Here is a 13,406-nt window from a genome sequence, read left to right as displayed (position 1 = left end):
TATTATAAAGAGATAAAAAAGGAAAAAGGGATAAAATCCCGATTATTGGTGTGTGTAAAAATTGAGGTTTAACGATATTTTTCTCCTTCCCTATTTAAAATTCATACGGAAGGAGAATTTGTGTTCGAAACTAGGCAATAACCTTACTAACTATTTCGATAGCTTCTTTTTCAATTTGGCGTAAATGCTCTTCGCCACGGAAACTTTCACAATAGATTTTATAAGCTTCTTCAGTTCCTGATGGGCGAGCAGCAAACCAACCATAATCCGTCATGATTTTTAGGCCACCAATAGATGCACCATTACCCGGCGCTGCCGTTAAACGTTGAGTAATTTTGTCCCCAGCCAATATATCAGCAGAAACCATTTCTGGCGAAAGCTTACTTAATTTCGCTTTCTGCTCATGGGTAGCTTTTGCCTGAATACGGTTATAAATTGGCGCGCCAAACTTTTCTGCCAACTTATTATAACGTTGCTGTGGGTTTTCCCCTGTTACTGCCGTAATTTCTGCGGCAAGCAAACACAAAATAATACCGTCTTTATCTGTTGACCATGGCGTACCATCAAATTTTAGGAACGATGCACCAGCACTTTCTTCGCCACCAAAGCCAAAAGAACCATCAAATAAACCATCAACAAACCATTTAAAACCGACTGGTACTTCAATCAGCTCGCGCCCAATATCAGCAACAACACGGTCAATCATGGCACTGGATACTAATGTCTTTCCGACTGCAACATCTTTACCCCATTGAGGGCGATTTTGGAATAAATACTCAATAGCAACAGCAAGATAATGATTCGGATTCATTAGACCTGCTGGTGTCACAATGCCATGCCGATCATAATCTGGGTCATTAGCAAATGCTAAATCAAATTTTTCTTTCATTCCCAATAGACCCGCCATTGCCCAACGAGATGAGCAATCCATCCGGATAACACCATCATGGTCAAGCGGCATAAAGCGGAATGTTTGGTCAAGCTGGTCATTCACCAACTCAAGATCAAGTTGATAGTATTCGGCAATTTTTCGCCAATATTCAATGCCAGAACCACCAAGTGGGTCGACACCAATTTTAAGTCCCGCTTTTTGAATTGCCTTCATGTCGATGACTTCACCTAACGCAGCAACATAAGGCATGACAAGATCTTGTTCATTGACATAACCACTGGCTAATGCATCTTCAAAAGTCAGTTTCTTAACACCCGCAAGATTGTTAGCCAACAATTGATTAGCTTGCTTTTCAATTACAGAAGTTAAATCTGTATCAGCAGGGCCACCATTAGCCGGATTATATTTAATACCACCATCTTCAGGCGGGTTATGCGATGGAGTGATAACAATACCATCAGCAATATCTTGATGATTTTGGTTATAGCTTATAATGGCATGAGAAATTGCAGGCGTTGGCGTGAACCCATTATCAGATTGAATAATGACATTCACTTGGTTAGCTGTAAGCACTTCTATCACAGTGATAAAAGCCGCTTCAGACAATGCATGAGTATCTTTACCAACAAAACAAGGCCCTGTTAACCCATTCTGTTTGCGTAAATCAGCAATAGCTTGAGCAATAGCAATGATATGATTTTCATTAAAACTTTTACGACCAGCACTACCACGATGCCCTGAAGTACCAAATTTAACCGCATGCTCTGGATTACTTGCCTGTGGCTGCAACTGATAATATTGAGCAGTTAATTGTGCAACATTGATCAAATCATCCTGAGAAGGAAGCTGCCCAGCTCTTTCATGTATTGTCACTTATTATCTCCTAAAGCACTGGTATCACATCTTTATTGGATACCAGTGATGCTTCAATTTTTAGATAGTATTACAAACTTTTTCAATCTCATTTGCAGGAAATTTCATTTCCTGCATGATTGCCTCAACCATGCTGCGTTTACGGTTGGTGTTTGTATTAGTAATAACCCAATAAGGGGTGCCCGGAATATGTTTAGGCTTGGATTGTTTACCTGCCGCTAATAAAGTTTGCTCATCACCCGCAAAATAAATACGGGTACGACCATGCATAGAATCTGTTGCATTAGCAAAAATATTGGCATCTAAGCTATAAAGCGTGGATAGAATTAGCATAAAACGATCGATTGCTTTGCTTTTTTCTGCATAAGCATCAGAAAGTAGTAATTCTCTTACCACTCGCACCGGGTTTTGTGGTTCATCTGATATTTTATTTATAAGTTGTATTTCACCCGATTGTTCACTGCCAAGTTCTTTTGCTTGTACTGGCTGTCCGGCTTTAAAATTCAACATACGTCGCAAAATATCTGATGCACTTTCACCGATATGCTGTGTGTGGCTGGCAATATAGCGGTAAAGCTCTTCATCAACTTCTATCGTTTTCATCTTTTCCCAGTACTTTTTTAACTAACATTTATTTGTCGATTATAAGATAGATTTCAAAAAAACAAAACAATTAAAATTTCAATAACTTAATAAAAACATAATCTTAAGTTCAATGATATTTCAGTAAGTTAACCGTTTATTGTTTGTTTTATGTTAAATAATATATTTAATAATGAATACTTCGCCTTAAATATATAATATTCTTTTATAGGCTTTTCAGAATTAAATCATTTTAAATGTCGATTAAACATATAGAGAAATAAATATCTCATTTCACTGATATTAAACTAAATAAATTTCCTAAATATTGTGTTGGTATTAGCCACCAACTCATCAGCATATTTGGATTTTTATTGCGTACATGCCATGATAGTACTTTCTCCTGCATGCCATAAAAACAGATGATTCAATATGACGAACTTATTAAACTACACTATCCATAAACCTGAAAAACCTGTTTCCACAACACCTGTCATTCTTATTCATGGGTTATTTGGTGATCTCAACAATTTAGGCGTCTTAGGTCGAGACTTGCAAAAGTATTTTGATACCATTCAAATTGATGTGCGCAATCATGGCGACTCATTTCGTTCAGAAACAATGGAATACCGCCAAATGGCGCAAGATGTTATCACCTTAGCCCAATCGCTTGGTTACCATAATGCCATTTTAATCGGCCACTCTATGGGTGGAAAAATAGCCATGGCAGCCACTGAAATTGCTCCTGAATTCGTTGAAAAAGTAGTCGCTATTGATATGGCACCTGTTGTTTATCATGTACATCGCCATGATGCTATCATTGCGGCTCTTGAAGCTGTTTTAAAAGCGCAAGTCAAAAGCAGACAAGAAGCAGCTAGCATCATTCGTGAATATATAAATGAAGATGGCGTTATTCAATTTTTACTTAAATCATTCCGCCAAGGTGAATGGAAATTTAATTTACCTGCAATAAAAAATAACTATGAACTCATTATTGGTTGGAAAAATGTTCCAGTATGGGATAAACCCGTGCTCTTAATCCCGGGAGGTAACTCACCTTATGTACTACCTGAATATCGTGAGCAAATTACAGCCCAATTTCCCAACACAAAAGCTTGGGTTGTTGCAGATACCGGGCACTGGGTACATGCCGAAAAGCCTGAACATGTTTTAAGAGCAATTCATCGTTTTCTATCACTGCCTAATGGATTTTAAAATAACGCTATTTTTTACATCATAGACAAAGGTGGGAGCAGATTAGCTCTCTCTTTGCTTTAGCCATGTTTTACATTATTTGTAAAAGTGATTATAAGAATAACTTCAATATCCATCTAATTGTAATCGCTGTACTATCCTCTTTATAAGGTACCCATCAATTTATATTTATAGATAACTTACAATAAGTTTAGCTTTATTGAGTTTATATGATCTATATTTATATTATGAACAAATAACTGTCGATTGTAATTGAAAATATATTTATATAAAGAATACAAGCAATCAATATATAGATAAAAATTATTCATAGCATTATTAATTTGAAAATACTTGCACTGCTTCATTATTGAGAATAATATTTATTTATGGTTCTAACCTTTCAAGCTGCTATTACTAATTTATTAGTCAGCTCCATTTCATTTTGTAAAACCACATTATTATTGAGCGTTTTTCAGTTGAAAACATACCATAATCAAAATTATCTGAATAATATGAAATATAAATTAAAGGAATAGTTACATATAAAATGGAATATAAACAATCACAATCAACCCTTTACTTCATTGGTACTATAATTAAATTATTAGGACACACTCAATACGATGATTTTAAAGAAATAATTAATGAAAACAAAAGTGTTAATGACACATTAAAAATACTAAAAGAAAAATTGAATATAAAATTTCGATACAAAATCCAATCTAAAAAATCAATTAATAAAATAGATTCGCCATCTATCATTTATGATAATAATAACAAACCTTATTTATTAGCTAACTTTAACCATGAACAAGTATTAATTCAATCTTTAGATAATCCAGCACCTGAACTATGGAGTTTAGAGGATTTTGATAAAGTTTGGAGTGGAAAATGGTTACAAGTAAAATATCAGCAAAGTAGATTTGATATTAGTTGGTTTAAAGCGGAATTTTTAAAATATAAATCAATCATTGGTTGCATTTTATTATTTTCATTCACTTTACAAATACTCGCTTTAGTTTCACCTATTGTTATTCAAGTTATTATGGATAAAGTATTAGTTCACAATAATATGGCAACACTTGATGTACTTATCTTTGGATTAATTATTGCGGCATTTATTGAAGTGATCTTAAAAGGATTGAGGGAATATACTTACCATCATACGGTAAATCGAATTGACACAACCTTAGGATTAAAGCTGGTTAATCATCTTTTACATCTGCCAATTTCTTTTTTTAAAAGCCGCCAAATTGGGGCGATTGTCACCAGAGTCAAAGAGTTAGAAACAATACGTGAATTTTTAACCGGTAGCTTCTTTACCCTGACAATTGATATTTTATTCCTGTTTGTTTTTATTTATGTCATGAATGTGCTATCACCCACACTCGTGCTAATTTTCCTTTGCTCACTCCCTGCCTATCTATTTGTTGCTTGGTGGATAACACCCAAAGTTGAATCCTCAGCAAATGAGCAATTTTCAAATATTGCTATAAATACCTCATTTCTGACAGAAAGTATTAATGGCATAGAAACAGCTAAAAGCCTTTCTATTGAACCTAATTTTACACGCCGCTGGGACAACCAAACTTCAGATATGAGCCATACCAATTTTATCGCAAACCAAATAAGCTCACGCTCTGAGCATATTGTCATGGTGATCGAAAAAATAACCAGTGCAATTATTCTCTGGATCGGCGCGTCAGAAGTACTCGCTTTGCATATGACAATTGGTCAATTTATTGCTTTTCATATGATGGTTAATCATGCAAGCCAGCCATTAGTAAAATCCATTAAGTTATGGGGAAATTATATTAGGACAAAAGTTGCCATTGAAAAATTAGCGCAAATAATTAATCTCCCGACAGAACAAATCGATGAAGGTAAAAATAACCGTCTTGAAGGCAATATTCAGTTAACTAATATCGCCTTTCGTTATCAACCAAATACCCCTTATATTCTTGATGATTTCAATTTATCTATTCATGCCGGTGAAACTATTGGCATTGTTGGCACATCTGGCTCAGGAAAAAGTACATTAGCGCGTTTATTACTTCGGTTATATACCCCGGAAAAAGGAACGATTTTACTTGATGGTCATCCTTTATCCTCAATAAACACCAGCACATTAAGACAACAGATTGGTATCGTATTACAAGAAAACTTTCTTTTTAATCAAACTGTTTTCGATAATATCGCACAAACCCGACCAAATGCTTCTATGGATGATGTCATTCACGCCGCCAAAATGGCTGGAGCACATGACTTTATTTTAAAATTACCTCTGGGTTACGACACCATATTAGCTGAAGGAGGATCTTCATTATCTGGAGGTCAGCGCCAACGTATTGCTATTGCCCGCACGTTATTATCTGACCCGAAAATTATTATTTTTGATGAAGCAACAAGTGCCTTAGATGATGAATCACAAGCTATCATTCAAGAAAATATGCACACAATTTCAGAAGGAAGAACTGTCATTACTATTGCTCATCGCCTTTCTACTATCCGTCAATGCCATCGGATTATTGTTATGCAACAAGGCAAAATTGTCGAACAAGGAACACATCAAAAATTAATAGAACAAGGTGGTTTTTATCAACATTTATGGACTCTCCAACAATCATTTAAATAATTACATGGATGTTAATCATGAAATCAAAGTCAGAATATAACCATTTTTTACCGTCTCATTTAGCGCTATTAAAAACACCGCCTTCTTATCTTGCTGTCATTGTTGCCATTGTGATTAGCGTTGGTATTCTGCTGAGTATTATGTGGGCATATTTAGGAAAATTAGATATTCAGGCAACAACACAAGGTAGATTGATTGTTTCTGGAAGAACGCAATTAATACAAGCTTTTGAGCTAAGTCGCTTACAACAAATTTATGTTGCTGATGGACAAAAAATAAAACAAGGTGATGCGTTATTAAGCGTCAATGTATTAGGTATTAATCAAGATATTTTAAATCTTAATTATCAAATTAACTTTCAAATTATTGAGAAGCTTGTTCATCAAGCGCTAATTAAACAACAATCACCAACTATAGATAACTCTTTTTCCAAATTATTACCTGATGAGCAGCAAAAAGTCATCTTAAGTTATCAAAGTATTAAAAATGAATATGATGCTCTTATTAGTGAAATTAATCAGGAAATATCGCTTAATAGAACAAACTATGCCGCTAAAAAGCGCGAGCTAAATGATATTAATGCACTTATTGCTAATATTAATAAACGTCTTAATGCCTATACATCGTTAAATCAGAAACAAGTTATTAGTCAGAAAGAATATCTGGAGCAAGAACGCGAACTGTTAACCGCTAAACAAGAAAAAACAAATAAGCTATCTGAACTGGTCATCTTAGATAGCCAACAAAAAACACTAGAAGAAAAATGTCATCGATTAAAAACACAAAAATTACAAGAATGGTATGAAAATTTCAGGCAAGCTAAATTTAAGCAAGCTTCTTTAGAACAAGAATTACTCAAAAACCAAGAAAGAGAACAATTAAAAATTATTCGTTCTCCTGTTGACGGCACAGTACAGCAATTAGCAACACATACTCTAGGCGCTGTATTACAACCCGCACAGCAATTAATGGCAATTGTTCCTAATAATGATGTTCAACTTGCTGAAGTTAAAATTTTAAATAAAGACATCGGTTTTATTCGTGAAGGGCAAAGTGTCACCGTAAAAGTTGATGCATTTCCTTATACTCGCTATGGCACGATTGATGGTGAAGTTCTTTCTATTTCACGAGATAGCATACAAGATGAACAGCTTGGTTTAGTTTTCTTAGGTCAAATAAGCTTAAAAGAAAAAAGCTTATTCGTTGATGGAAAACAGATTGAATTAACACCAGGACTTTCTATTACAGCTGAAATTAAAACCGAAAAACGCCGTGTTATCGATTACCTATTAAGCCCAATTCAAGAATATACATCTACTGCGTTAAGGGAGAAATAATCGATGAATTCGCCTGAAAATAATTATGGCTTAGATGGATTAGTCTGGATAGCCAATCATTATCAAAAGAGTGTGACAAAAGATCAGATAATGCATTCTATTGGCATGCAATCAATCTCTCCTACTCAGTGGGAATTAAGGGAAGCTGCCCATGTTCTAGGTTATGAAACAGAACTTATTTCAGTAGAAGTGCAAGAATTAGCAAATATTCCACTTCCTGCTCTGATTTATGTTCATGAGCGTTGGTTTATCTTTTCAAGGGATAACCATGAAAAACTCATTTTTATAGCGCCGGAAACCAATGAACATACCCAATATAATGAAGATATTTTTAATGATAAAACTGACGTTACTATTTTATTAATTAAAGAACAGTTTGAGATTATACCAAAGAAAAAATTTGGTCTTGAGTGGTTTATTCCATCAATATTTCGTCAACGTCATTCATTAAAAAACATTTTCCTATTAGCGGCTATCGTTCAATTATTTGCGTTAATTAGTCCTTTATTATTTCAAAATATTATAGATAAAGTTTTAGTAGGTCGAAGTTTAAACAGTTTGCATGTATTAGCGATTGCAATTATAGGTATTGCTCTAGCTGAACCTATATATAGCTTCATTCGTAATAAAATATTTAGTTATACCAGCATGCAAATTAGTGCGGAACTATCGGGTAAGCTTTATCGTCATTTAATGGCTTTACCATTAAATTATTTTAAAATACGCCCTACAGGGAAAATTATTGCTCGTATCCGGGAAATGACACATATCCGTCAATTCTTAACTGGCTCGACATTAATGCTCTTTATTGACTTATTATTTGTCATTCTTTTTATAGCGTTCTTATTTTCCTATAGTGCATTGATGACATGGATACTTCTTGGCTCGTTAGTGATCTTTTTTATTTTATGGATGATCTTAGGCCCCATTATCCGCCAGCAAACAGAGAAATCATACAGTGCAGATGAAAATGGATTAACCTTTTTAACGGAAACCATTTCTGGCATAGAAACCATTAAAACAACAGCAACTGAAAAATATTTCTATCAGCGCTGGCAAAAATTATTCAGTAAACAATTGATCCAAAGTTTTAAAGTTTCTATGCGCAGTGAAGTTGCCTCTCAATTAATGACGCTAGTGAGTAAAATAACGACAGCAATTCTCCTTTGGGTTGGTATAAAAGAAGTGATGAATGGCGTAATTAGCCCGGGTGAATTAGTTGCTTATAACATGTTAAGTGCCCATGTTACTCAACCCGTATTGAGGTTAGCGCAAATTTGGCAAGATTTTCAACACACTATTATTTCATTACGCCGAGTTGGTGATATTTTGGATGAGCCTATTGAAAATGAGCGTAACGGGATTGCAAGTTCTGCATCTATACAAGGCAATATTCATTTTCAAAATATCCGATTTCGCTACCAACCCGAAACCCCAGAAGTGCTTAATAACCTTTCATTAGAAGTTAAAGCCGGAGAGTTTATTGGGGTAACCGGTCCGTCAGGTTCAGGAAAAAGCACATTAACGAAGCTATTACAGCGGCTTTATGTTCCTCAACATGGCCAAGTCATCGTCGATGGTATGGATTTGGCCGTGACGGATACGGTCGCTTTACGTCGCAAGATGAGTGTCGTACTACAAGAAAGCATGCTCTTTGTCGGCACCATTGCACAAAACATTCGTTTAAGTAAACCTCAAGCAAGTGATGATGAAATTATTCAAGCCGCTAAACTTGCTGGGGCATATGATTTTATTATGACTCTGCCTGATAATTTTAATTATCCTTTATCAGAGCGCGGGTTAAATCTGTCAGGTGGACAACGCCAACGTATTGCTCTTGCTAGAGCTTTAATTAATCAACCTGATATTTTAATTCTTGATGAAGCAACATCTGCCTTAGATTATGAATCACAGGATGTGCAAACATTGATTAATGATTTTTAGCTAGCAAAGCCGCACTACAAGCCAGCCAGCATTTTTGCGATTTGCTGATTTCTGCCTATTTTTATCGATTCCTCTCATTTTTGTGTCACAATTTCGGCACAGTCCGTCACAGTGATTTCCCCTCCATGCTATACTCACTTTATGTCATCCCCCACAGAAAACAAATATGCACAATCTCGCAGAACTACCAAAAGAAGAAAAAGACAAAGTAAATGTCGATTTAGCTGCTTCAGGAGTCGCGTATCTTGAAAGACTCGGCAAGCCCGTAATCGATGTCGAGATTGAACGACAACAACCCGAACACTTGCGCGAGTACTTTCGTGAGCGTTTAGTTTATTACAGAGAATTGAGCAAGYGGTTTCCGCAGGGATATGAGTACGACAGAGAGGGTTAGATAYCGCCCTCCTKTTCCTCTTCCAACTCCACATTCTTAGTATCTTCTTCAGCTTGCTTGAGGTTGYGTGTACAGATCAATACAAATTTAGCCACTCAGTGCCATTAAACARCATTTTCTTCTTAGTCTCCCARTTGTATATCTCGTCACCTTGKAGTGCATTTGKCGGTAAATTAGCTGTATTACTCACAAGTGCAGGCGGTCGTTCTATTTCTATAGTGCTGTTGTCGATGGAATATCTATCAATCCTCTCCATAATTGTTTTTTTTACAGATGAATTAAATCTCATAAATTTTATAGTGGAATTTTCCAAAATAATTGGAGGAATATTAAGCGGATAGCCCCATTCCTTCGACAATTGGTTTCATCGGTACGTATGGTCTACCATCATGATTGACGATACATAAATTGTTACCGTGGAAAGGTACGTTAATTGTTGATATAGTATTCATGTCGGTTTTCTCCAGCATTACTGACAAATTAGAAGCCTCGACTGTTCCCGCAGTTGGGGCTTCGCTGTTAATTGGCATTGATAGCGCCTTCTTTCTTCAAAAAATCCATCACAATTCTGTGAACTTCATTATTTAAAGATCTTCCGTTTTTCTCTGCCCACTGCTTAACTAGCTCGATGTCTTTTTCAGGCCAACGAAAATTAAGCTGTGGTAGCTTTCTCGCTCCTTTCATACTCTCTCCTTAATGAACCACCGTGGTTCAATTGAGAATGTACTATCACCGTTATAGACTGTCAAGAAAAATTAAGGTGATTACATGAGCAGAGAATACCCACAATTCAAATTGCGGATGCCGCCCGAGACAAGAGATAAGCTAAAAGCTAGGGCAGATATGAACGGTAGATCCGTCAATGCTGAACTTCTACAGATTATAGATGATGCGCTATCAACGCCATCGCCAGTTTCTGGTTATAGAAACGACATTGAAAAATTAGCCGACCAGCAATCTGAAGAAGTTAAAAAGATGGTCTTTAAAACTCTGGTCGGTCTATATGGAAAAGACAAAGTCTAAAATTGTATTTATTTCAGTTGATCAAAAAAGCCCCTTTCGGGGCTGTTATTTACTTATCTAATATAGATGTTAATTCTGGAAGATCATCATGATGTAGTAAATATATATCGTGTACTTTTGCTAGTTCTCTAGCTGATCGAGTGTATTGCGCATTGGTTACCACGGCTCCTACAGTTGCCCCCCAGTAAGTCATCCCTGCAATAACCTCTTGTACCGCCTTATTTCCCACTGGAGATGTGTACAATTTGCATTGTATAGCAACACAAACATCACCATTCTCTGCTATAACATCAACACCCTGATCACCACTGGCCGAGGTGGTTCTAGCCTTCCATCCATTGTCATTAAGTATTTCCGCACAAAGCATTTCATACTCAATAGGACTCATTGAGGCACTCCACGCCATGGATACATCATTTTCTTTTGTGTATTCTTTTACAGCGTAATCCAGATGCATGAGATAAACATCATCAGGCAGACCCTTATAACAGTCTGTCACCCTTGGGTAGTAATTGAATTTTTTTAGAAAGCTTTTCTTTTCTGCATCCCATTTATCATAAAAAGTGTATCCGTAATCATCTATAGTGACTAAAGCCTTTCTTTTTCTAGCTAATATCGGTACATACTTTTCTAATTCATCAAGAAACATTTTTACATCCACTTCCTGATCTTGAATTATTTTTAGTGCAGTTTTTCTTGATTTGATTTTTCTGAGGTAATTTTTAACAGAACTATATGCTAGAAAAATAACACCGACTACAACCCAGTAAAAAACAGCAAATTTAATCGCATGCTCGATTCTGTTTTTGATTTCTAGATCTGAAAAAACAAATAACCATAGTAAAAACTATGAATAGATACTTAACCAACTTAAACATTGAAAATACCCTAATGTTATTCTTATTTGATTGTTATATCAGCTACTTCACATAAAACTGGAGTCATGTGGTTAGCATTATCAGCGTGATAAGCGTTACATGTGACAGTAGCTTTTTTTCCTTTTGCTTTTTCGAATTTATTCCACATGGCATCGCTCATGAAAACTAACTGCATGATGCCGACACCAAATTCTGGTTGATTTAACCCGTCAGGATCTATATCCCTAGAGCTAGCTGAGATTATATTTACGGGTCGTATTGAAGGGAAACCAGCTACCTCTCTATCAATAGTTCCATAAATATTGGCAGGCTCATTATAATAAATCCCCTGCAATCCTTTCTCATTTGCTATTGCCAGCATTGAAACAAAGGCAAGTGAAGCACAAATATACTTAATCATTATTCACCCCATGAATATTATTTAAGCATATTGTGCCACTGCCTTAATGCAAATGGTAGCAAATCAACTCATCGTAGGCACTATTTGATAGACCCTTTTTGTTGATTCCTCAGCCGCAGCCTCGCTTACGCCTGATAAGGTGCTTGCGCTAGTATTGACTGTTATGCCAGCGATATTAACATCTGTACGGTTGTGGTTGATTGTCTGCTGCTGTGATTGCAGCTTGTTGGTCTGGCCTAAGAAGCCATCAGCTAAGCCTCCAATTCCTGCCGCAAAGGGTTTTGATAATGTAGACATGAAACTTTTAGCCCCATTGATTGCATTAGCTTGGCTTGCAGAATATTCCCTTCCTGCTTTCCAATCTTCTGTTTTTTCAACCATAGCAAGGATGGCTTTTTGCTCTGATAAGCTATAATCCTTCATTTTCTTATCTTGACCATTAACAGAGGATAATACATTTTTTATGTACTGCTCTGTGTTGTTAATTTGCTTTCCGTTCTTATCATATTTTGGGGCATACCTTTTTATAGCCTCAGATAGTTTTTTATCTCTGTAATTAACCCCTTCAAAAAGAAGCTGATCTTTAGCTGCGCTTCCCATCTCTTTAGTTGGAAATATAGCCATAACATGACCAGATGCATTTGTATCATGACCTATCGCCCCTTTAGACCTAGCGTAATCACCCCAAATTATGTTACCAGGATTGTTGTTCCTCCAAGACCTAGAGCCACCTTCTCGCACGATATCACCCTTATCTGTCTTGTATACTCGCTTTTGCTGGTGAGGAACTTCTACGCTAGAAGCCGTAAAGCTAGATAATGAAGTATTATTTGATAGGTTATTTTTTGCAGCATTCCATAGGTTATTGCCAAGATTTGTTATGCCATCAACACCAAGACTTAATAACCCAGCTCCAGCAACAAAACCATCACCTACTTTGGCAGCGGCAACAATTTTATCCTCGACAGTAGCATTCGGATCATTAAACTTATGCACCGCAGCGACAACTAAAGAGGCTTTTTCTCCTGCTTTACTCATCACATCGCCGAAGTGTTCAGCGGCATCATCGATATAGGACTTAATGACAGGGATAGCGGCAGCGAAGCCAGCAATTAACAGAGCAGGCCAACCAAGCAAGCCAGCAAAAGCAAGGCCGATTCTACCGACACCAAGCACGATACCAGTAACCCATTTACCACCGAACCATGTAGCGAAAGCGGCTAATGCCAATTTCCAACTACTTAGGTTAAC

The 13,406-nt window shown here is 36.3% G+C and carries 12 protein-coding genes and 1 pseudogene; 6 read left to right on the top strand and 7 right to left on the bottom strand.

What is annotated here, in order from left to right; genetic code table 11:
- Positions 1-130: 130 nt before the first annotated feature.
- Positions 131-1,765, bottom strand: coding sequence for a phosphoglucomutase (alpha-D-glucose-1,6-bisphosphate-dependent) (gene pgm, locus OO7_RS06805; protein ID WP_008915220.1), 1,635 nt, complete (start codon positions 1,763-1,765; stop codon positions 131-133).
- Between the two features lie 60 nt (positions 1,766-1,825).
- Positions 1,826-2,368, bottom strand: a complete 543-nt coding sequence (gene seqA, locus OO7_RS06800) for a replication initiation negative regulator SeqA (RefSeq protein ID WP_008915219.1) — start codon at positions 2,366-2,368, stop codon at positions 1,826-1,828.
- A 411-nt stretch (positions 2,369-2,779) separates the two neighbouring features.
- Between seqA and OO7_RS06795 the strand changes: the two genes are divergently transcribed.
- The 5 genes from OO7_RS06795 to OO7_RS06775 all read left to right on the top strand — a co-directional run bounded on the left by OO7_RS06795 (position 2,780) and on the right by OO7_RS06775 (position 9,854).
- Positions 2,780-3,562, top strand: coding sequence for an alpha/beta fold hydrolase (locus tag OO7_RS06795; protein WP_008915218.1), 783 nt, complete (start codon positions 2,780-2,782; stop codon positions 3,560-3,562).
- A gap of 529 nt (positions 3,563-4,091) precedes the next feature.
- On the top strand, positions 4,092-6,179 hold the full coding sequence (locus tag OO7_RS06790) for a peptidase domain-containing ABC transporter (protein WP_008915217.1): 2,088 nt from the start codon (positions 4,092-4,094) through the stop codon (positions 6,177-6,179).
- 17 nt (positions 6,180-6,196) lie between these two features.
- The gene (locus OO7_RS06785) at positions 6,197-7,516 is read left to right on the top strand and encodes an HlyD family type I secretion periplasmic adaptor subunit (RefSeq protein ID WP_008915216.1); all 1,320 of its coding nucleotides are present in this window, start codon (positions 6,197-6,199) and stop codon (positions 7,514-7,516) included.
- A 3-nt stretch (positions 7,517-7,519) separates the two neighbouring features.
- Positions 7,520-9,460 (top strand): type I secretion system permease/ATPase, encoded by a 1,941-nt coding sequence (locus tag OO7_RS06780; protein WP_008915215.1) that lies wholly within the window; start codon positions 7,520-7,522, stop codon positions 9,458-9,460.
- A gap of 166 nt (positions 9,461-9,626) precedes the next feature.
- Positions 9,627-9,854: a DNA polymerase III subunit theta gene (locus tag OO7_RS06775; RefSeq protein WP_008915214.1), complete on the top strand. Its 228-nt coding sequence runs from the start codon at positions 9,627-9,629 to the stop codon at positions 9,852-9,854.
- A gap of 338 nt (positions 9,855-10,192) precedes the next feature.
- On the opposite strand, the pseudogene OO7_RS16460 reads toward OO7_RS06775, so the two are convergent.
- A pseudogene (locus tag OO7_RS16460) lies at positions 10,193-10,324 on the bottom strand (phage antirepressor N-terminal domain-containing protein); the annotation flags it as partial.
- A gap of 49 nt (positions 10,325-10,373) precedes the next feature.
- Complete coding sequence (locus tag OO7_RS06760; protein WP_008915211.1) at positions 10,374-10,538, bottom strand: Arc family DNA-binding protein; 165 nt, start codon at positions 10,536-10,538, stop codon at positions 10,374-10,376.
- Positions 10,539-10,622: 84 nt separating this feature from the next.
- Here OO7_RS06760 and OO7_RS06755 point away from each other — a divergent pair, with 84 nt between their 5' ends.
- A complete protein-coding gene (locus OO7_RS06755) occupies positions 10,623-10,877 on the top strand; it encodes an Arc family DNA-binding protein (RefSeq protein ID WP_008915210.1) in 255 nt (84 codons plus the stop codon).
- A gap of 49 nt (positions 10,878-10,926) precedes the next feature.
- Here the strand turns inward: OO7_RS06755 and OO7_RS16190 are convergent, their stop codons facing one another.
- From OO7_RS16190 to OO7_RS06740, 3 genes are all read right to left on the bottom strand, one after another.
- Positions 10,927-11,526, bottom strand: coding sequence for a restriction endonuclease (locus OO7_RS16190; protein ID WP_008915209.1), 600 nt, complete (start codon positions 11,524-11,526; stop codon positions 10,927-10,929).
- 251 nt (positions 11,527-11,777) lie between these two features.
- Positions 11,778-12,155: a DUF4431 domain-containing protein gene (locus tag OO7_RS06745; protein WP_008915208.1), complete on the bottom strand. Its 378-nt coding sequence runs from the start codon at positions 12,153-12,155 to the stop codon at positions 11,778-11,780.
- A gap of 63 nt (positions 12,156-12,218) precedes the next feature.
- Complete coding sequence (locus OO7_RS06740) at positions 12,219-13,385, bottom strand: integrating conjugative element protein (RefSeq protein WP_008915207.1); 1,167 nt, start codon at positions 13,383-13,385, stop codon at positions 12,219-12,221.
- Between the last annotated feature and the right edge of the window lie 21 nt (positions 13,386-13,406).

Source organism: Providencia sneebia DSM 19967, from assembly GCF_000314895.2.
Taxonomy (GTDB): domain Bacteria; phylum Pseudomonadota; class Gammaproteobacteria; order Enterobacterales; family Enterobacteriaceae; genus Providencia; species Providencia sneebia.
This window is presented reverse-complemented; position numbering and strand designations above follow the sequence as displayed.